Here is a 19,738-nt window from a genome sequence, read left to right on the forward strand (position 1 = left end):
GGTCACGCAACGAGGAGACGACTGTCCTGTGGCGCGACGACGGCCTTCAGTCCGCCGAGTTCGGAATCGGTGAGAACAAGCTGCCACCCATAAGCGCTGAGCACGTCCTGAACGATAGCGAGGCCGAGGCCGGCCCCCTCGCCACGTTCATCAAGCCTTACTCCACGCTCGAGTACGCGGGCGCGCTCGGCGAACGCGATTCCCGGGCCGTCGTCCTCGACGGAAATCGCCGGATTCGCGGTGGCATTGGCCCCAATGCGCACCTGCGTCCTGGCGTGACGGGCGGCATTCTCCAGGAGATTGCCGAGCACTTCGGCCAGATCGGTGCGATCGAGCGGTACGCTCGGCTCGCCCGCTATGCAGGTCTTGAACTCGAGCCGTTGCGCTGCGGGCGTGCGCGCCAGCGTCAGCATCAGGGACTGGACAAGCGATCTGAGGGGCGTGGAAATTGCGCCGCGCCGTCGTGCCGTCCCCCGCGCCCGGGCGCGTGCCAACTCGCGGTCGACGTGACGGCTCATCGTGTCGCCGACGGCTTCGATTGCCTGGGCGACGTCCTGCTCACCGCGCTGACGCAAGCGCGCGACATCTGCCGCGAGTGCGGCGAGCGGCGTCTTCAGCCCATGAGCCAGGTCGGCGGCGCGGCTGCGCGAACGCTCGATCTCGCGTTCCTGGGCGTCGATGAGGCTGTTCATCTCTTCCACCAGAGGCTTCACCTCGGCAGGAACATCGGCGGGGAGATGCTTGCGCTGCCCGGAGCGGACGTCCGCGACGCCGCGGCGAAGAGCGTCGAGCGGACGTAAGCCCAGCGCGACCTGGATCGAGGTGGCCGCCGCCAGCACCAGCCCCAGCATCCCGAGCGCCAACGCCAGATCCCTTGCGAATTGCGATGCGGCGACCGCCACGCGGGCGAGATCGGCCGCCACAGCGACACGCACCGGCGCGCGGCGGTCGCCCATGGTCAGCAACACGCGGCGTTCACTGGCCAGGAGCCGTGCGTTCGCAGGCCCGGGGATGACATGACGGTGCAATTCGCGAGGCGACGGTTCGTCCTGCGGCAGATCCAACGCCGTGTCCCACAGCGAACGCGAACGCAGCACCTGACTGCCGTCGTCTGATACCTGCCAGTACAAGCCAGAAAGTGGATCTGCGAAACGCGGATCGGCCGGCGGCCGGCCCACCACCAGCCTGCCCTGCGCATCGACGTCGATACCCGCGACGAGTTGCTTCAGATAGACGTCGAGGTCGTCGCCGATGGTGCGCGTGACGTGGCGTTCGAACAGCAGCGTCAGCCCGGCGCCGGCAATCGTCAGCGCGACCAGGATGGCTACAATTCCGCCAGCGACCAGTCGCAGCCGCAGGGAGCCCCAGCTCACGGTGTCGTCTCCGGTACCAGATAGCCGAAGCCGCGCCTGGTCTCGATCAGATCGGCACCGAGCTTCTTGCGCACTCGGCCGACCAGCACCTCGAGCGCGTTCGACTCGTGGTCCTCGCCGTGGCCGTAGACGTTCTCGTCGAGCTCCTGCTGCGACACCACGCGGCCTCGGTGGTGCAAGAGAAAGGCGATCAGGCGATATTCCAGCGGCGACAACGCGACGTGTACGCCGCGCAGTGTCACTTTCATCTGACGCTCGTCGAGTTCGACCTCGCCGGCGGCAATCCGAGGAGAAGCTTGCCCCACCGAGCGGCGCACGATCGAGCGCAGGCGCGCCAGCAATTCTTCCATGCGAAACGGCTTGGGCAGGTAGTCGTCGGCGCCGGCGTCGATACCATCGACGCGCTCGGCCCAGCTGCCGCGCGCCGTCAGTATCAGCACCGGCATCGACCTTCCGTTGGCGCGCCAGCGCTTGAGCACCGCCAGACCGTCCATGCCGGGCAAGCCGAGATCGAGGACGACGGCGCCGTAATCCTCGGTGTCACCGCGGAACCAGGCTTCCTCGCCGTTGCGGACCATCTCGACCACATAGCCGGCCGCGCGTAGCGCCCTCTCCACATCGGCCGATATCCGTCGGTCATCCTCCACGAGCAGCAGGCGCATCACTTCTCCTTGATGCGTTCAATCTCGCCGCTGCGCGCGTCCACGTACGCTTCGTAGAGGCGGCCCTTGTCATCGACCAGGCGAAACTCATAGATCCAGCGGCCGCGCGCACGCTCTATTTCGACGCCGGCAACCTCGCCCGGCAGCTTGCCACGCACGGATGCGAGGATATCGGCGAGCGGCTTGATTTCGCCAGCCTCGACAGCGCGGCGAACCGCGTCGGGGGCACCTTTGTCGTGATCGCTTGCTGACGCAGGCACGGACGCAAGCAGCACTCCCGCCAGCAATGGCACTGCAAGGAATTCCAAAAGGCGAGGTCGTTGCATGGGCAAAGCATGCCCTATTCGACCTGACAGATCGCTGACGTGGATCAACAAGGCCCGTCAGGGGCGGCGGCCGCGGTTGCCGCCAGCTCTTTCTGCTCGGGCGCGTGACCCTCGTTGGCCGCTCGGCTGACAATTCACTGACATGCTCCAACAGGTGGCGGTCAGGGCTCTTCTGCCAATGTCCGCACATCGCCTCGCCGCATGCCGCGGCCTGGCGCCACAAGCCGGAGAGACCCATGCGCAAGATCACCTTCTTCACCGTTACCGCCGCCGTGCTCGCAGCCGCCGCGACCGCTCATGCCGGCAGCCTCGGGCGTCCCTGCACAGCAGCGCCACAGACGAGCTGGCTCCCGCTTCAGCAATTGCAGGCCAAGATCGAAGCCCAGGGCTACAAGGTTCAGAAGGCCAAGCTCAAGAATGCATGCGGTGAACTCTACACGATCGACAGGTTTGGCAGCCGGATCGAATTGTTCGTCGATCCGACCAGCGGCCAGATCGTCGGTCAGCTGTAGGGAGCTGAGCGATGAGCGCCATTCACGAGACGACCCTAGCCGGCGGCGAGACGCCGACGGCCAAGGTCAAGGTCTGGGATCCCTTCGTGCGCGTATTCCATTGGTCGCTGGCCGGGCTGTTTCTGCTCGCTTATGCGACCGGCGACGAGATCGAAAGTGTCCATATCGCAGCCGGCTACACGATTGCCGGCTTGCTTGCGGTACGAATTGCGTGGGGTTTCGTGGGGCCCCGCCATGCGCGCTTCAGAGACTTCGTGCGCTCGCCGCACGCCGTCTTCGCCTATATGCGCGACGTGGCACTGCTCAAGGCGCCCCGCTATCTCGGTCACAATCCCGCCGGCGGCGCGATGGTCGTGGCGCTGATCGTCACGCTGATCGGCACCTGCACCACCGGCTGCATGATGACCAGCGGCAGCTTCTGGGGAGAAAAATGGGTGGAGGAGGTGCATGAGTCGTTCGCCAACCTCATGATCGGCCTCGTCGTCGTCCACGTGCTCGGCGTCCTGGTGGCGAGCTTCGAGCACAGCGAGAATCTGGTGAAGGCGATGATCACGGGAAGCAAGCGTCCATCGTAACCGGGGCCGAGGAGCCGGTTCATTATCTCTCGACGAACTGGCTCCCGTTCCACCACAGCGTTCGGCGCTTGCCGCGCCCGTCCAGGACTTCAAGGAAGGCCCGATCGCGGGAAGAAGATAAATGCCGCTTGAGGCAAATCAACCAAGGCGGTGGTGGAGTAAGGCAAAGATGCAATCGAACAGCACTTCGCCCGCCGGTGAGCGTGGGACATCCCTAATGCGAGTCAGTCGCGCCACTCTCCTTCTCGCCTCTTCTCGGGCCACGCTCGCTCGTACGCTCGTTGTGATGGCATTGAGCTTCTTACCTTCCGTGGCGATGGCGGAGAATGAGCTGAAGCTGAGCGATGTGCAGGCGCGCAATCTCGGAGTGCGCGTGACCCACCCGGTCGCGATCCGGACCGATCTGACGCTGCCCTATCCCGTCAAGATCGTGATCCCCACACAGCAATTGTGGGTCGTCAGCGCGCCGGTGGCCGGCATGGTCGCCACTCTCCTCGTCGGGCGCGGAGACCGCGCCTCGGCCGGCCAGCCGCTTGTCACGCTGGAGAGTCCAAGTTTCGTCTCCCAGCAGCGCGACTACCTGCACGCGATCGCTCAGGAGCATCTGGCCAGCCAGCAGCTGAGGCGGAACGCCGATCTGTTCGAGGGCAAGGCCGTGCCGCAGCGCGTGCTGGAGGCCAGCCAGGCTGAAGCGCGCCAGGCCGCTCTCGTGGTCGCCGAGCGGCGTCAGATGCTGCATCTGAGCGGGATGTCCGACGAAGCCATTTCTCGGCTGGCCCAGGAGGCGGCGATCAGCGCGACGCTCACGGTCAATGCGCCGCAAACCGCATCCGTCGTCGAGGTCGCGGTGTCGCCGGGACAGCGGCTCGAACAATCCGCGCCGCTCGTCAAGCTGGCGCGGCTCTCACCACTATGGGCTGAAATCGCGGTTCCTGCAGCCAATATTCGCGCAATCCGCACCGGTGCGAAAGTCGAGATCGAGGGCTATACCTCCCCCGGCAAGGTCGTGCTGGTCTCCGACACCATCGACCCTGCCACCCAGACCATCCTGGTTCGCGCAGAAATCCCCAACGACGGAGAGCTGCATCCCGGTCAGACCACCGTTGCCCGCATCGGCTTTCTCTCCGCCGGCGAAAGCACATGGGAGATTCCCTATAGTGGGCTGGTGCGGCGGGGCGAACGGACCTCGGTGTTCGTTGCAATAGCCGGCGGCTTCCGGCTGGTCCCGGTCAAGCTTGTTGCGGACGACCAGGACCATGTCGTGGTGTCCGGTCCTATCACGGAGCAGGACGAGATCGCGATCGGTGGCATCTCGGCGCTTCGCGGCATTCTCTCGGGGCTGGGGCAATAGATGCTCCGGCGCCTGGTTGCGTTCGCGCTTTCGCAGCGACTGTTCGTCCTGCTGAGCGTGCTGCTGCTGGTCGGCGCCGGCGCCGTCCTGCTACCCGGCCTGCCGATCGACGCGTTTCCCGACGTATCGCCGGTTCAGGTCAAGATCATCATGAAGGCGCCGGGCCTGACGCCCGAGGAGGTCGAGCAGCGCATCACGGTTCCCATCGAGCTCGAACTGCTCGGACTGCCGAACAAGAAGGTCCTTCGTTCGACCACGAAATATGCACTGGCCGACATCACCGTCGATTTCGAGGACGGCACCGACATCTACTGGGCGCGCAACCAGGTGTCGGAGCGGCTGTCGAACATCGCCCGTGACTTTCCCGACGGGGTGACCGGAGGTCTTGCGCCGATCACGAGCCCCCTCGGCGAGATGTTCATGTTCACGATCGACAGTCCCGAGCTTTCGCTCGCCGAGCGCCGAACCTTGCTGGATTGGGTGATCCGTCCCGCGCTGCGAACGGTCCCCGGCGTTGCCGACGTCAATGCGCTCGGCGGTTACGTCCGCGCCTTCGAGATCGTGCCGCGCAACGATGCGCTCGCCGCGCGCGGCATTTCCTACGACGTGTTTCGCCGGGCCATCGAAGCCAATAGCCGCAACGATGGTGCCGGTCGGGTGAACCAGGGCGAGGACAGCGCGCTGGTCCGGATCGAGGGCAGCATCCGGTCGATCGAAGACATCAAGGCCATCGTCGTCGACGCCCGCGAGGGCGTGCCGATCCTGGTCAACGACGTGGCGAACGTCAAAATCGGGACGCTGACCCGCTACGGCGCAGTCACCTCGGACGGCGGCGGCGAGACCGTCGAAGGGCTCGTCCTCGGCTTGCGCGGCGCCAACGCCGGTCAGCTCGTCCGCGACGTGCGCGCCCGGCTCGCCGAGCTGCAACCCTCGCTGCCGAAAGGCGTCTCCATCAACGTGTTCTATGACCGCAGCCACCTGGTCAACCGCGCGGTAGGCACCGTGGTGCGGGCGCTCGGCGAGGCCACTGCCCTGGTCATCGTCCTCCTGCTGCTTTTCCTCGGCAACTGGCGGGCCTCGCTGGTGATCGCTCTCAGCCTGCCGCTGGCCATCGTCTTCGCATTGATCGTCATGCGCGTGGTCGGCATGTCGGCCAACCTGATGAGCCTAGGCGGACTTGCGATCGCGATCGGCATGTTGATCGACGCACTGGTCGTCGTGGTCGAGAACATCGTCGGCAATCTCGGCAAGCACGAACCGGGCAAAGCTGCTGTTCCGCTGATCCACCTGGTGTACCGTTCGGTGTGCGAAGTCCTGGAACCGGTCGCCTCGGGCGTGCTCATCATCATCATCGTGTTCATACCCCTCCTGACGCTGCAGGGACTGGAGGGAAAGCTGTTCATCCCGGTCGCGCTGGCCATCATCTTCGCTCTCACCGGTTCACTGCTGCTGGCGCTCACCGTGATCCCGGTCATGACCTCCTTTGTACTCAAGTCAGGATCGCATCGCGATCCCATGCTGGTCCGTGCGGCGCAATGGGTCTACGCGCCTGCATTGGATTGGGCCCTGAAGAACGAACGCAAGGTGATGGCTGCGGCGCTCATCGGCCTGGTCGCTGCGGGATTCGCCTATACCAGGCTCGGCAAGACCTTCATGCCGACGATGGACGAAGGCGACGTCATCGTCAGCGTGGAGACGCTGCCTTCCGTCAATCTCGACGAGTCGCTTGCCATGAATGCGAGGATTCAGAAAGCGCTTCTGGCCGTGCCGGACGTTGCCGGCATCGTCGCGCGGACCGGGTCGGACGAGCTCGGCCTCGATCCCATGGGCCCCAACCAGACCGACACGTTCCTCGTGCTCAAGCCCGCCGCCGAGAGGCAGACCGACAATCGGGAGGCTTTGCTGCAGAAGCTCCGCGAGGTCCTCGCCGGCTTTCCCGGCATCTCGCTCAGCTTCACCCAGCCCATCGACATGCGCGTGCAGGAGATGATCAGCGGCGTGCGCGGCGACGTCGCCGTCAAGATCTTCGGCCCGGACATCACGAGGCTGAACGAAGCCGCAGCCAAGTTGTCGGCTATCCTGTCCAGCATCGACGGTGCCGAGGACGTCTACACGACGCTGAACGAAGGCGCTCAATATTACACTGTTGCGGTCAATCGCATGGAGGCGGGCCGCCTCGGCCTGACCGTGGATTCCATCGTCAACTCGCTCCGGACCCAGATCGAGGGCCGAACGATCGGGACCGCACTCGAGGAGGGCCGACGCACACCCATTCTCGTCCGCGGCAGCGAGACGACCAGGGAGGCCCCGACGCTGTTGGCGAGCCTGCCGCTGACTCTCGCTTCCGGACAGCACGTCGCGCTGTCGCAGGTCGCGCGAATCCAGCGTGTCGACGGACCGGTGAAGATCGACCGCGAAGATGGGGCGCGCATGAGCGTCGTTCGCGCCAACGTCCGCGGGCGCGACATGGTCGGCTTCGTCGAAGCGGCCCGCCAGAAGGTTGCGACCGAACTCCCGCTCCCGAACGGCTACCGGCTGACATGGGGCGGACAGTTCGAGAACCAGCAACGCGCCGCCGCACGCCTGTCCATCGTGGTTCCGGTCGCGATTGGTCTGATCTTCCTGCTGCTCTTCACCACATTCGGCGCCATCCGGCAGGCCTTGCTGGTCCTGGTCAACATCCCCTTTGCCCTGATCGGGGGCGTCTTCGCACTGGTCCTGACGGGCGAGTATCTGTCGGTGCCGGCCTCGGTTGGATTCATCGCGCTGCTCGGCATCGCCGTCCTCAATGGCGTCGTTCTGGTGTCCTACTTCAACCAACTCCGCGCCCATGGCCTAAGCGAAGATCGCATCGTCGTCGAGGGCGCCAAGCGCAGGCTTCGGCCCGTGCTGATGACCGCGAGCATCACGGCGCTCGGCTTGATCCCGTTGCTGTTCGCCTCCGGGCCAGGATCCGAAGTGCAGCGACCGCTTGCCATCGTCGTGATCGGCGGGCTGCTGTCGTCCACCCTGCTCACCCTGATTCTCCTGCCGATCCTGTATCGCCGCTATGGTGGAACGTCGAAGGTGGCGAAATGAGCGATCGGCCGGTCTGTCTCACGCTGATCGTACCGCGTCAGCTCCGCGACGAGGTGTTCGACTATCTCATCGAACAGACCGACCTCCTTTCGGGATTCACGGCATCGCACGGAGCCGGTCACGGCGCCGAAGTCCGATTGCAGACGGCCGCCGAACGCGTGAAGGGCCACGCCGATCAGACCGTCGTGCAGATGGTCCTGGCAGAGAGAAACGCCGCCGGCCTGCTCGACCGGCTGCGGGCTTCATTCGCCGGAACGAAGCTCGTCTATTGGACGATGCCCGTGACGGAGTTCGGCACGATCGATTGAGACCACCTCAGAAATCCGTCGACATCGACAAGAGCAGGGTTCGCGGCGCCCCTTGCGCCAGTGCCGAGTAGCTTGCGACGCCGGCCCAGTAATTGGTGTCGAACACGTTCTGGACCAGGGCCCGCAGCGTGACGGGCCGGTTGTTGATGCGCGTGCTATAGCGCGCGCCGAGATCGAGCCGGGTCCAGGCCGGAACGACCTGCGTGTTTGCCCCATTCAGATATTGGTGCCCGGTATAGATGGTGTTTGCGACCAGCGTCAGTCCGGGTGCGAACGGGGTGTCCCATTCAGCGGACAGATTGGCCTGCACCTCGGGCACTCCTATCGGCGTCTTGCCGATATTTGCCAGCGTGCTCGTCTTCGTCAGCACGGCGTCGATCAGCGTCACGCCGCCAAGGACGCGAATGCCCGGCTGCACTTCTCCGAACACGGTGAATTCCACGCCGCGATTGCGCTGCTCCTGATCGGCCCGGAAGATGTTGTCGGCTCCCGTCTGCCCCGACGGCTTGGTAATCTCGAACAGGCTGATCGTGGTCGCCAGCATGCCGAAATCGACCTTGACGCCTGCTTCCTTCTGCTTGCTGAGATAGGGTGCAAGGACCTCGCCTTGATTGCTCGCCGTGTTCGGTGCCAAGTCGCCCTTGCTGAGCCCTTCGATGTAATTGGCGTAGAGCGAAACGTTGCTCCAGGGCTTGACGACGACGCCAACCATCGGCGTGTACGCCGTCTGGTCATAAGCGGCGGTCACAGCTCCCGTGGTTGTGTTGTAGTTGTTCGACTTGACGCCCTGCTGCCTGACGCCGACGGTCAATTGCAGGCGTTCCTGGAAAATTGACATGGTGTCGGCCAGCGCAAGGCCGGTGAGTTCGGTATCCGACAGCTTCGGCACGGTCGCGGGAGCCGGTACGAGCTGCTGGGGACGCGCGATCGGCGCATAGATGTTGGACAGCACCGGCGTGCCGTTCACCGAGCCGCGCGCGATTTCGTCCGTGTAGTAGCTTCCCTGGAAGGTCACGACGTGACTGATCGCGGCGGTGTCGAACCGCGCGCGCACGCCGGCGTCGGCCACGTTCCTGTCGATGTCGAACTTGAAGCGTCCCGGAGTGGAGGTGGTGTTGCCCGCCGCATTCAGGATCGTCGGCGTGCCGAACAGACGATCGACCTGGGTCCTGCCGCCACCGGCGTCGGCAAACACGGTCACAGTTTCAGTCACATCGTATTCGGCGCGCGCCAGCAACGAGTTGTCGTGAACCTTGGCCCATTCCCAGGCCTGCGTCACGTTGCGCCGACCGACCGGCGCCGTCGGGACCGCGACGCCCATTGCGACCAGGAACGGCCGCGTGGGGGCGTCGAACTTTTCTTCCTGGTCGATGAAGTCGAGCGAAGCTCTGAATTTCTCGCCGCGATAATCGAACGCCGCGGAGCCGACATGCGCCTCCCGGCTCTGGTTGTCCAGCGGCGTATCGCCGTTGTGATAGCTGCCATTGACGCGAATGCCGAATTCGCGGTTCTCGCCGAACCTTCGGCTCACGTCGAGATGCGTACCGAACTGTGATCGCGTCGCGTAGTCGGTCGTCACCCGTGTAAGATCGACGTCTCCCGCACGCTTCGGCACGATGTTGATGGTGCCGCCGACGCTGCTGTTTGGCGCCATGCCGTAAAGCAGCGCAGTCGGCCCCTTGATGATTTCGATGCGCTCGACATAGTCGGTGAACACACGGTAGTTCGGCGCAACGCCATAGACTCCGTTGAAGGCAATCTCTCCGACGTTGCCCTCCCCGATCGGAAAGCCGCGGATGAAGAAAGAGTCGAGGATGCCGCCGGTCTGCCCCGTGAAACGGACCGAAGGATCGTTGCTGACGACGTCTGCGACCGTAACGGCCTGTTGATCTTCGATCTTCTTCGCCGTGTAGCTCGTGATGTTGAACGGCGTATCCATGAAATCCTTGTTGCCGAGCAAGCCGACCTGACCTCCCCGGGCGACCTGCCCGCCTGCGTAGGTCGGCGGCAGTGCGCCGGGCCTCGCAGCCGTGGGGGTCGCTTCCGCCTGCAACTTGGCCCGCTCGTTCGCGGGCGCGCTACGGCCCGCCCTGCGGCCTGGATTGGAGCGCGGACGTGCGCGCGGCTTCGGCGCGTCTGCTGTGACCGTCACGGCCGGCAACGTCGCCTGCTCTGCCCCCGTCCCGGCGCTTTGCGCGTTGGCGCCGTGCAGGAAGCCGTCGGCGAACAAGGCGATCGAGACAAGGGAGGCGGCGAATGCCGCGGGGCTGGAGAACCTCGGAGGCGCTTTGACGGTGGACGCCAGAACAGCAGTGGAACGGCAAATGACTTTCGACGGCATCTCGCAGCAGCTTCCGGTTTGATGAATACCGGGGCGACGTGATGGTGGAACAGTCACCGAGTCAACGAAAGAGCCTTTACTTTCAGTAGTTTAGAATAAGACAAGATCTAAATATGGGGAGAAGCGCCGGCTGCTGGCCGCGGCTGTCCCCTGGATCGCAACCGGCTCAGTGCGGACACCGCTGCCGTCCCAATCACTCCGCTGAGGCCTTGGCGTGGCGCTCGGAGGATTCGAGCGCCTCCTGGGTCAGGCTGCGTCGGCGCCAGATGTAGCCGACCACCAGCACGACCACGACGCCGAGCATGGCGCAGAGATATTCGCCACCTGCCCCGCCATGGCCGAACTGCGGAGGAATACGCAGCGCGCCGAGCATGCTGTCCAACGAGGTGCCCAGCGGGCCGTCGAGCAGCGCATGCAGCTTCGGCGCGATGCCCGGGTCGGTCGCGATCACCTCACCCGCAACCCAGCCGAGCAGCGCAGCGCCGGCCCAGACCAGGACCGGCAGCTTCGCGAGCAGCGCCATGATCAGCGCGGCGCCGGCGACGATCAGCGGCACGCTGATGGCGAGGCCGAGGATCAAGAGCGGCACGCTGCCATTGGCCGCGGCGGCGACCGCAATGACGTTGTCGAGACTCATGACGATGTCGGCGACCACGACGATCTGGATGGCGTGCCACAGATGCGAGGCGGACTCGACGTCGTCCTCGTCCTCGTTTTCCGGCACCAGCAGCTTGGCCGCGATCACGATCAGCGCGAGACCGCCGGCGAGCTTGAGGTACGGCAGCCCCATCAGGGTGGCGACGATTCCGGTGAAGATGATCCGCAGCATCACCGCTGCGCCGGCGCCGAAGATCATGCCCCAGAGCCGATGGCGCGGCGAGAGACCGCGGCAGGCGAGCGCAATCACCAGCGCGTTGTCGCCGGAGAGCAGAATGTTGATCCAGATGATCTTGCCGACCGCAATCCAGAAGGTCGGTTCGGCCATCTCATTGCGGAACTGGGTGAAGAATGCCCCGATCGTAGCGGGATCGAAGATCTGCCAAAGCCAGTCCACAATGAGTCCTTTCGCCCGTCGTCCCTAACCTGTCGGCCGATGGATCAGCCGACGATCTCGTTGCCAGAGAAGAACTGCGCGATCTCAATCGCGGCGGTCTCGGGCGCATCCGAACCGTGCACCGAGTTTTCGCCGATCGACTTGGCGTAGAGCTTGCGGACGGTGCCCTCGGCAGCCTTGGCCGGATCGGTCGCGCCCATCACCTCACGGTACTTGGCGATCGCGCCCTCGCCTTCCAGAACCTGCACCACGACCGGACCGGAGATCATGAAGTCCACGAGTTCGCCAAAGAAGGGGCGCGCCTTGTGGACGGCATAGAAGGTCTCGGCCTGCTCCCTGGTCATGCGAATGCGCTTCTGCGCGACGATGCGCAGACCCGCCTTCTCGATGACGGCGTTGACCGCGCCGGTCAGGTTACGCTCGGTCGCGTCGGGCTTGATGATCGAGAAGGTGCGTTCGATGGCCATAAATCTTGTCCCTGGGAAAAGCGGTGGTTCGGAGTTGCGGGGCTTATATCGGCGCCTTTGCCGGACGGCAAGCGATCGCGAAACCGCCGCACAGGAGCTTCGCCGCTGAGACGGGCTGCAATTTCAGCAAGGATGACAACAATTTCACCCAGATGAACCCAATCTGAAACCGCCGTCAGGGATCGGTTCAGCTTCCCCGGAGTAAGGTCGGATGCATCGAAGCCGAGGCCTGATCGTCGGGCGGATCGTTCCGACGGTCTTTCCATCGACGCGATAGCCCCGCACCGGCAGTCTTAGGAGATCACCACGTTGAGGAAACTTTCGCTTGCCGCCGTCGCCGCGGTCGCGCTGGGTGGCGCGCTGGCGCCGACCTCCGCTTCCGCCCATTGGCACGGCGGCTGGCATCGCGGCGGCTGGCACCATGGCCACCACGGCTGGGGTGGGCCGCGCTTCTATGCCGGCGGCCCGGTCTCTTACGGTTATGGCGGTTGCTATGTGCGCCGGCTGGTCCCGACCCCCTGGGGACCCCGCTGGCGGCTGATCAACCGCTGCTACTGAGCCCGTCAGCACCTTTCCAAGGGTACCTAAGCCCCCCAGGTACCTTCCAGGAGAAGCCCCGGCGCTCCCCTCGCCGGGGCTTTGCCTTGAGCGGACAAGGCCCGGTTCATACAATTTTTACGAGAATGCCCGGCATTTCCCACAATCAGCGAAACCAATTGGGCAGCAATGACTTGGTACCGTGTCCTCACTTTGCGAACACGGAACCCCGCGATGGCTGGCCTTCTTGCCAATGACAGCGAACAGATCGACCGGCGTACCAGCCGCTCGATTTGCGACGCCGTGGCCGAACGGCTGCAGCAGAACCTCCGGCCCGAACCGCGCCTCCCGACACATCTCGAGGAGCTCCTCAACCAGTTGAGGCAGCGCGAGCGCGAGGCGCACTGACGGAAAAACGAGTTGCGTTCGACGCGCCTTGCGGTGACAAGGCCGCATGCTGTCCATCACCGATCTCTCAATCCGTCTCGCCGGACGCCTTTTGATCGACAACAGTTCCGTGCAGATCACGCCCGGATCACGCGTTGGCCTGGTCGGACGCAACGGCACCGGCAAGTCGACCCTGTTCAAGGTGATCCGCGGCGAGCTTGCGGCCGAGCACGGCTCGGTCACGCTGCCGCCCCGCTGGCGCATCGGCAGCCTCGCGCAGGAAGCGCCGAACGGGCCCGAAAGCCTGATCTCCGTCGTGCTCAAGGCCGACCTCGAACGCGACACGCTGCTCGCTGAGGCCGAACACGCGACCGATCCGCACCGGATCGCCGAGATCCAGACCCGGCTCGTCGACATCGACGCGCATTCGGCGCCGAGCCGCGCCGCCGCCATCCTCTCCGGCCTCGGCTTCTCCGCCGCCGATCAGCTCCGCCCCTGCGCCGAGTTCTCCGGCGGCTGGCGCATGCGTGTCGCGCTCGCCGCGACGCTGTTCGCGGCTCCCGACCTCCTGCTGCTCGACGAGCCCACCAATTATCTCGATCTTGAAGGCACGCTGTGGCTGGAGGATCACCTCGCGCATTATCCGCGCACGGTGATCGTGATCAGCCACGACCGCGACCTCCTGGAAAGCTCGGTCGACCAGATCCTGCACCTGGAGCGCGGCAAGCTCACGCTCTACAAGGGCACCTATTCCTCGTTCGAGGAGCAGCGCGCCGCGCGCGAGTTGCTCGATGCCAAGCAGCTCAAGCGCCAGGAAGCGGAGCGCGCGCGGCTGCAAGCCTTCGTCGACCGCTTCAAGGCCAAGGCTTCCAAGGCGCGGCAGGCACAGTCTCGCGTGAAGATGCTGGAGCGGCTGAAGCCGATCACGGCGCTGGTCACCGAGGACGTGCGCGAGATCAGCTTTCCCGCGCCGGAGAAGATCCTGTCGCCGCCGATCATCGCGGCGGACAACGTGTCGGTCGGCTACGACCCGGCCAGCCCCGTGCTCAATCGCGTCACCCTGCGCATCGACAATGACGACCGCATCGCGCTTCTCGGTGCCAACGGCAACGGCAAGTCGACGCTCGTGAAGCTGCTCGCCGGGCGGCTCGCGCCGTTCTCCGGCAGGGTCACGCGCGCGGACAAGCTGTCGATCGCCTATTTCGCGCAGCATCAGCTCGACGAGCTGAACGAGGACGCCTCCACCTACGACCACGTCCGCAAGCTGATGGGCGATGCGCCCGAAGCCAAGGTGCGCGCCCGCGCCGGCGCGATCGGCTTTTCCGGCAAGGCGGCCGACACCAAGGCCGGCAAGCTCTCGGGCGGCGAGAAGGCGCGGCTGCTGCTGGGGCTGGCGACCTTCTTCGGCCCCAACATGATCATTCTGGACGAGCCGACCAACCATCTCGACATCGACAGCCGCGCCGCGCTCGCCGAAGCCATCAACGAATTCCCCGGCGCTGTCATCATGGTCTCGCACGACCGCTACCTGATCGAGGCCTGCGCCGACCGGCTCTGGATCGTCGCCGACCGCACCGTCACCAACTACGACGGCGACCTCGACGAATACCGCCGCCTGGTGCTGTCCGCGCGCAACGCGGAAAGCTCCCCGCGCGAGCGCAGCGCCGCGCTCGAGAAGCCGCAGCGCGCGAGGTCGGACAATCGCGGCTCGCTGAAGAAACGCATCGCGGACGCCGAAGCCGAGATCGCCCGCGTCACCGAGATCATCGCCAAGATCGACACCGCGCTGGCGCTACCCGACATCTTCAGCCGCGATCCCAAGCAGGCCGCGCAACTGTCGAAGGCGCGCGTGAACGCAGCCGAGGCACTGGCGCGTGCGGAGGAGCAATGGCTCGAGGCGAGCGCACAATACGACGAGGCGGCAGGGTAGCGCCTCCGTCGCGTGGGCTGCTCGATCAAAATGTGACGAAACAACCCCATGCACAGCACCGGTGCCAGAATACCGATCAATGAACGATTGAATTTGCAGCCCTTTAGTGGCTCCACTCTCGTGGTTCCGAGGTCGCGATTGCTCGCCGCAATGGCTCAGTCCGCGTATTGCCCGGCTGCCTTGATGGTCGGAGTCCACCGGTCGATCTCAAGCGTCAGCATCGCGCCCAGGGCCGCGGGCGGCGTTCCGGCAGCACATCGCGAAGAGCAGCCGTCAACTCTCACCGGTTCGCCGCGCCCTAAGCCTCGCTCTCCGTATCGCTCTCGAGCCTCGTCCGCAGGTCCGCGACGATGCGATGAACGGTTTGCAGGTCCTTGACCGAAAGCCCCTTCGAAAGGCTATTGACCCACGGCGCCTGCAAAGCCATGGCGGCATCGAAAGCGCGCCGCCCCTTGTCTGTCAGGACGACAAGCTGCGCGCGGCGGTGATGCGGATTGGCCTCGAAAGCAACAAGTCCTTCCGCGTTCAGGTCATTGACGATGCGCTGCACGTTTTGGCGATTGGCACCCAGATCGCGGGCAAGCCAGGCCACCGGCTGGGGACGCTCTGCGTCCATGATGGCGCCAAGGATCTGCCAGCGGGCGCTCGTGAGCCCGAGCCGGGCCACCAGGCGGTCCCCTGCGGTCAGGAGCAGGCTATTCAGCCGGAACAAGTCAAGCATGAGGTTCGTCAGAGCATCACCGGCCGGCGTTCGTTGGGGCTTCGGCATCCGTCACCATGGACTGTTATTGACATGATGATGTCAAATAGCTAGTTTGCTCAGGATACCCCATTGACAACATGACACCAAACTGAACGGAGCCGGCCATGGCGCACCTCCGCCCACTGGACCCCGACTTTCCCATCGAACGCCAGCTTGGCATCGACACCAGCCCTGTGGTCCTAGTGAATGTGTTCACCCTCGACCAAGCCCACGAACAAAGCTTCCTCCAAATCTGGCAAGACGATGCCGCCTTCATGAAACGGCAGCCGGGCTTCATTGCCACCCAGCTTCATCGTGCGATCGGTGAAAGCCCGACATATCTGAACTACGCCATCTGGGAATCGACTGCCCACTTCCGGGCTGCATTCAAGCACCCTGAGTTCAGATCGAAGATCTCAGCCTATCCCTCGACCGCAGTCGCCTCTCCGCATCTGTTCCGCAAGGTCGCCGTGCCCGGCATCTGCGTCGCGTAGCTTCGGCAGGCCCATGACAGGGATCATCCATCCATTGGCGGGCGCGATCGCGCTGACGACCATCGCGACCTTCTGGCTTTCCACGGCTCTCTCCGAGCTGTTTGCGTCACACGCGAGCGTGGCCATGGTCAAGACGGCGATACCCTGGGGCTTCCTGTTACTGGTTCCGGCGATTGCGGTGACGGGGGGCTCAGGGTTCCTCCTCGCAAAGGGGCGACGCGCTGGCCTGATCGGGGCAAAGATCAAGCGCATGCCTTTCATCATCGGCAACGGCATCCTGGTTCTCATTCCCGTCGCCTTGTTTCTTGCCTCCAAGGCGAAGGCCGCCGAGTTCGACACCACGTTCTACGCGGCGCAGACTCTCGAATTGCTTGCAGGCGCGCTGAACATCGTTCTTCTCGGCCTAAACATGCGCGACGGTTTCAAGATGAAGGGCCGTTTCCGCGTTGGCCAATCTGACAACACCAAGGCTCTGCCCTGAGGGGCGCTACACGGCTTTTGATCGGTCCGCCCGAGACGAGCAATCCACCGCTTTTCGCGAGGAGACCGAACCTGATCCGCTTCGCGCTTGCCTTGCTCTTGCTGCTATCGCTGGCAGCATCGCCTCGGTGCTGCCGCATGTCCGCGACGGCAGTTTGCGCGCTCTCGCGACCACATCGCTGCGGCGCTCACCAGCCGCGCCCGATGTGCCGCCGCTGGACGAGCTTGGCTTTCATGGCTTTGAAGCGAACGCCTGAATGGCAACGGCCGGAACGCCGGCTGCGATCGTCTCACGCCTGCACGAGGAGGCTGAGAAGGCCGTGGCAGCGCCGACTGCGCGACAGAAGTTCGCGGCCCTCGGCATGGAAACGGTCAAGCGTCTGCCGAGCGAGTTTGCCGATCAAATCCGGGCCGAGGCTCGGAAATGGGCAGAGCTGATCAAGCGGTGGGATTGCGCCGATCCAGTGATCGGCAACCGAGGCCGAGCCTCAGGCCGCGTGTTTCTTCTTCGGCTTCGCCGTCCTCGGCATCGGCTGCGGATCCGGATTGCCCTCGATCGAGGACAGCCGACCGGCCGTGAAGGTGTAGATGCCCGCACGCGGCCCGGTGGTCCACGTGACCACCGCAACGCGGCGGCCGGCGGCATCATTGGAGAGGTTGACGTTCGAGGGTGCGCCGATGCCGCGCACCACGTCGCATTCGGTATGGCCGAGCGCGACCGTACCGCCCATCGGCGCCGGTGCCGTGGTCGATGCATTGGCATCGGCCGGTCCGGGCGGCGGCGCCATGCCGGGACAGGCACCGTCGGCGCTGACGAGATCCTCAGCACCCACCGGCTTGTCCGGCGTCAGCGGCGGCGATTCGATCGAGATGTTCTTGATGAAGAGGCGGCCGGGCCGCTGGAACCATTCTGCGTCCTTCGACAACAGATCGGTCCCGCCCGAGCAGCCCGCGACCAGCGGTGCTACGGCAGCCAACGCAATCATGAGCGAGCCGGGAAGCTTTTGATGTCGCACGATAAACTAATTCCCCGCCTGAAGGACCAGCCCTAAACGATTGTCCCAACATCCCTTTGCGGCACGAAGGTGGCCGAGGCCATCATCCTTCGAAAAGTGCAAATTATCATTAATTGCGGACCGTTGCTAATTCCGCTTCTGCCACCTGCCCCGCTCGTCGGCCTGCCAATAGGTGACATCAAATCCCCGCGCCTTGCAATCCGTCCAGGCGCTGCGCGCCAGCGCCAGCGCGTCCGGATCGTCGCCGTTGAAGAGCAGCACCATGCGCTCATAGGCCTGTGCGTCCTGCGGCAGCGCAGCGTTGTCGATCAGGAAGCGGACATTGGCGCCGTTCGGATTGTCCGCCTCGATCGCCAGCACGATCGGCTGGTCAGCGGCATCGTTCACGCGCCATGTCGCATGTGGCAGGAAGGAATCGTCGCGATAGGTCCATAAATGCGCGTCCAGCGCCTCGGCGCGCTCTTCCGAGCTCGACTGCACCACGACGCGCCAGCCGCGCTCGAGCGATTTCTCGAGAAGCGGCGGCAACACATTCTCCACCGTCATGTTTTGCAGATGGTAGAACAGCACTTCAGTCATCTCGGATCATTTGCGCTCGTAGTGGTCGGAGACCAGGCGGTCGAGCAGGCGAACGCCGTAGCCACTTCCCCAGCTCTGGTTGATGTCGGTCTTCGGCGCGCCCATGGCGGTGCCTGCGATGTCGAGATGCGCCCAGGGCGTGCCGTCGACGAAGCGCTGGAGGAACTGCGCCGCGGTGATCGAGCCGCCGTGGCGGCCGCCGGTGTTCTTCATGTCGGCAAACTGGGAATCGATCAGCTTGTCGTATTCGGGGCCGAGCGGCATGCGCCAGACCTTCTCCCCGCTTTCGACGCCGGCCACGAGCAGCCGGTCGGCGAGCTCATCATTGTTGGAGAACATGCCGGCGTGCTCGGTGCCGAGCGCCACCATGATCGCGCCTGTCAGCGTGGCCAGATCCACCATGAATTTCGGCTTCACTCTCTTGGCGACGTACCAGAGCACGTCGGCCAGCACGAGGCGGCCCTCTGCGTCGGTATTGATGATCTCGATGGTCTGACCGGACATCGAGGTGACGATATCGCCCGGCCGCTGCGCGTTGCCGTCGGGCATGTTCTCGACGAGGCCGATGGCGCCGACCACGTTGACCTTGGCTTTGCGCGCAGCGAGCGCATGCATCAGGCCGACGACGCAGGCCGCGCCGCCCATGTCGCCCTTCATGTCCTCCATGCTCCCGGCCGGCTTGATCGAGATGCCGCCGGTGTCGAAACAGACGCCCTTGCCGACGAAAGCGACGGGCGCCTCGCCTTTCCTGCCTCCGTCCCAGCGCATGATCACGGTGCGGCTCGGCCGCGCCGAACCCTGGCCGACGCCGAGCAGCGCGCCCATGCCGAGCTTCTGCATCGCCTTGACGTCGAGCACCTCGACCTTGACGCCGAGCTTGCGGAGCTGAGCGGCGCGGCGCGCGAATTCCTCGGGGAAAAGCACGTTCGGCGGTTCGTTGACGAGGTCGCGCGCGATGATCACGCCGTCGATGACGTGACCGGCCGAGGCAAACGCCTTCTTCGCAGAACCTGCGTCGCCCACTGCAAGCGACACGTCGGCGCGCGAGCCGCCCTCCTCGCCATCCTTCTTCTTGGTCTTGTAGCGGTCGAACTTATAAGTGCGCAGGCGCAGGCCCGAGGCGAGCGCGACCGCCTGCTCGCTCGTCATGGCGCCACCGGGCAGCTCCGCCATGACGGTCATGGCGGTGGTGCCAGCGGGCAGCTTGCTGGCGGCCACGCCGCCGAATTTGAGGAAATCGTTCGTCTTGAGGCCGGTCGCCTTGCCGGCGCCGATCACGATCAGCCGGGTCGCCTTCACGCCCTCCGGCGCCAGAATGTCCAGCGCGGCCGCGCTTTTACCCTTGAAGGCGGCGGCGGCAGCCGCGCGCTTCACAAGATCGACACCGCCACCCAGTGCCTTGGCCGTCGCCGGGCCGAGCTTCAGGCCCTCGTCGCAGAACACCACCAGGATGCCACGAGGAGCGGCAGACAACGGGACAAAGCCGACCTTGATGGCATCGGACATGGGTAACTCCTTTAATGCAT

General features: G+C 64.8%; 21 protein-coding genes. 11 read left to right on the plus strand and 10 right to left on the minus strand.

Translation table 11 applies throughout. The features are described from left to right. Positions 1-2: 2 nt before the first annotated feature. The 3 genes from ACYCVF_RS13790 to ACYCVF_RS13800 are packed head-to-tail and all read right to left on the minus strand — an operon-like array spanning position 3 to position 2,361. Positions 3-1,373: a sensor histidine kinase gene (locus tag ACYCVF_RS13790; protein ID WP_459596045.1), complete on the minus strand. Its 1,371-nt coding sequence runs from the start codon at positions 1,371-1,373 to the stop codon at positions 3-5. After that, the gene (locus tag ACYCVF_RS13795) at positions 1,370-2,035 is read right to left on the minus strand and encodes a response regulator transcription factor (RefSeq protein ID WP_459596046.1); all 666 of its coding nucleotides are present in this window, start codon (positions 2,033-2,035) and stop codon (positions 1,370-1,372) included. Before ACYCVF_RS13795 ends, ACYCVF_RS13790 begins: the two co-directional genes overlap by 4 nt. Then, positions 2,035-2,361, minus strand: a complete 327-nt coding sequence (locus ACYCVF_RS13800) for a PepSY domain-containing protein (protein WP_459596470.1) — start codon at positions 2,359-2,361, stop codon at positions 2,035-2,037. The genes ACYCVF_RS13795 and ACYCVF_RS13800 overlap by 1 nt, the downstream gene beginning before the upstream one ends. A gap of 236 nt (positions 2,362-2,597) precedes the next feature. Here ACYCVF_RS13800 and ACYCVF_RS13805 point away from each other — a divergent pair, with 236 nt between their 5' ends. The 5 genes from ACYCVF_RS13805 to ACYCVF_RS13825 all read left to right on the plus strand — a co-directional run bounded on the left by ACYCVF_RS13805 (position 2,598) and on the right by ACYCVF_RS13825 (position 8,185). Then, complete coding sequence (locus tag ACYCVF_RS13805; RefSeq protein ID WP_459596047.1) at positions 2,598-2,873, plus strand: PepSY domain-containing protein; 276 nt, start codon at positions 2,598-2,600, stop codon at positions 2,871-2,873. A gap of 11 nt (positions 2,874-2,884) precedes the next feature. Beyond that, positions 2,885-3,448 carry a cytochrome b/b6 domain-containing protein gene (locus ACYCVF_RS13810; protein WP_459596048.1) on the plus strand — a complete coding sequence of 188 codons (564 nt, stop codon included), beginning with the start codon at positions 2,885-2,887 and terminating at the stop codon, positions 3,446-3,448. A 217-nt stretch (positions 3,449-3,665) separates the two neighbouring features. Continuing rightward, on the plus strand, positions 3,666-4,799 hold the full coding sequence (locus ACYCVF_RS13815) for an efflux RND transporter periplasmic adaptor subunit (RefSeq protein WP_459596049.1): 1,134 nt from the start codon (positions 3,666-3,668) through the stop codon (positions 4,797-4,799). Beyond that, positions 4,800-7,877 carry an efflux RND transporter permease subunit gene (locus ACYCVF_RS13820; protein WP_459596050.1) on the plus strand — a complete coding sequence of 1,026 codons (3,078 nt, stop codon included), beginning with the start codon at positions 4,800-4,802 and terminating at the stop codon, positions 7,875-7,877. After that, positions 7,874-8,185, plus strand: coding sequence for a DUF3240 family protein (locus ACYCVF_RS13825; RefSeq protein WP_459596051.1), 312 nt, complete (start codon positions 7,874-7,876; stop codon positions 8,183-8,185). The genes ACYCVF_RS13820 and ACYCVF_RS13825 overlap by 4 nt, the downstream gene beginning before the upstream one ends. 7 nt (positions 8,186-8,192) lie before the next feature. Here ACYCVF_RS13825 and ACYCVF_RS13830 read toward each other — a convergent pair whose 3' ends face one another. The 3 genes from ACYCVF_RS13830 to ndk all read right to left on the minus strand — a co-directional run bounded on the left by ACYCVF_RS13830 (position 8,193) and on the right by ndk (position 12,047). Further along, positions 8,193-10,526, minus strand: a complete 2,334-nt coding sequence (locus tag ACYCVF_RS13830; protein WP_459596052.1) for a TonB-dependent receptor — start codon at positions 10,524-10,526, stop codon at positions 8,193-8,195. Positions 10,527-10,719: 193 nt separating this feature from the next. Next, entirely contained in the window at positions 10,720-11,580 is an 861-nt protein-coding gene (locus ACYCVF_RS13835; protein ID WP_459596053.1) for a TerC family protein, read from the minus strand. 44 nt (positions 11,581-11,624) lie between these two features. Then, a complete protein-coding gene (gene ndk / locus ACYCVF_RS13840) occupies positions 11,625-12,047 on the minus strand; it encodes a nucleoside-diphosphate kinase (protein WP_459596054.1) in 423 nt (140 codons plus the stop codon). A gap of 300 nt (positions 12,048-12,347) precedes the next feature. On the opposite strand from ndk, the gene ACYCVF_RS13845 reads away from it, so the two are divergent. From ACYCVF_RS13845 to ACYCVF_RS13855, 3 genes are all read left to right on the plus strand, one after another. Then, on the plus strand, positions 12,348-12,605 hold the full coding sequence (locus tag ACYCVF_RS13845; RefSeq protein WP_459596472.1) for a sulfur globule protein precursor: 258 nt from the start codon (positions 12,348-12,350) through the stop codon (positions 12,603-12,605). 213 nt (positions 12,606-12,818) lie between these two features. After that, positions 12,819-12,992: a hypothetical protein gene (locus ACYCVF_RS13850; RefSeq protein ID WP_459596055.1), complete on the plus strand. Its 174-nt coding sequence runs from the start codon at positions 12,819-12,821 to the stop codon at positions 12,990-12,992. 46 nt (positions 12,993-13,038) lie between these two features. Further along, positions 13,039-14,901, plus strand: a complete 1,863-nt coding sequence (locus ACYCVF_RS13855; RefSeq protein WP_459596056.1) for an ABC-F family ATP-binding cassette domain-containing protein — start codon at positions 13,039-13,041, stop codon at positions 14,899-14,901. 298 nt (positions 14,902-15,199) lie between these two features. Here ACYCVF_RS13855 and ACYCVF_RS13860 read toward each other — a convergent pair whose 3' ends face one another. Further along, positions 15,200-15,670, minus strand: coding sequence for a MarR family winged helix-turn-helix transcriptional regulator (locus ACYCVF_RS13860; protein ID WP_459596057.1), 471 nt, complete (start codon positions 15,668-15,670; stop codon positions 15,200-15,202). A 98-nt stretch (positions 15,671-15,768) separates the two neighbouring features. On the opposite strand from ACYCVF_RS13860, the gene ACYCVF_RS13865 reads away from it, so the two are divergent. Genes ACYCVF_RS13865 through ACYCVF_RS13875 form a run of 3 tightly spaced genes read left to right on the plus strand, consistent with a single transcriptional unit; the run spans position 15,769 to position 16,874 of the window. After that, positions 15,769-16,137 (plus strand): antibiotic biosynthesis monooxygenase family protein, encoded by a 369-nt coding sequence (locus tag ACYCVF_RS13865; RefSeq protein WP_459596058.1) that lies wholly within the window; start codon positions 15,769-15,771, stop codon positions 16,135-16,137. Between the two features lie 13 nt (positions 16,138-16,150). After that, positions 16,151-16,618 carry a hypothetical protein gene (locus tag ACYCVF_RS13870; RefSeq protein WP_459596059.1) on the plus strand — a complete coding sequence of 156 codons (468 nt, stop codon included), beginning with the start codon at positions 16,151-16,153 and terminating at the stop codon, positions 16,616-16,618. Beyond that, positions 16,584-16,874, plus strand: a complete 291-nt coding sequence (locus ACYCVF_RS13875; RefSeq protein WP_459596060.1) for a tripartite tricarboxylate transporter substrate-binding protein — start codon at positions 16,584-16,586, stop codon at positions 16,872-16,874. The genes ACYCVF_RS13870 and ACYCVF_RS13875 overlap by 35 nt, the downstream gene beginning before the upstream one ends. Positions 16,875-17,105: 231 nt before the next feature. Here ACYCVF_RS13875 and ACYCVF_RS13880 read toward each other — a convergent pair whose 3' ends face one another. The 3 genes from ACYCVF_RS13880 to ACYCVF_RS13890 all read right to left on the minus strand — a co-directional run bounded on the left by ACYCVF_RS13880 (position 17,106) and on the right by ACYCVF_RS13890 (position 19,718). Then, on the minus strand, positions 17,106-17,594 hold the full coding sequence (locus ACYCVF_RS13880) for a hypothetical protein (protein WP_459596473.1): 489 nt from the start codon (positions 17,592-17,594) through the stop codon (positions 17,106-17,108). A 165-nt stretch (positions 17,595-17,759) separates the two neighbouring features. Further along, complete coding sequence (locus tag ACYCVF_RS13885) at positions 17,760-18,212, minus strand: DNA polymerase III subunit chi (protein WP_459596061.1); 453 nt, start codon at positions 18,210-18,212, stop codon at positions 17,760-17,762. Between the two features lie 6 nt (positions 18,213-18,218). Beyond that, the gene (locus ACYCVF_RS13890) at positions 18,219-19,718 is read right to left on the minus strand and encodes a leucyl aminopeptidase (RefSeq protein ID WP_459596062.1); all 1,500 of its coding nucleotides are present in this window, start codon (positions 19,716-19,718) and stop codon (positions 18,219-18,221) included. Positions 19,719-19,738 lie beyond the last annotated feature (20 nt).

Source organism: Bradyrhizobium cedriense (assembly GCF_054602315.1).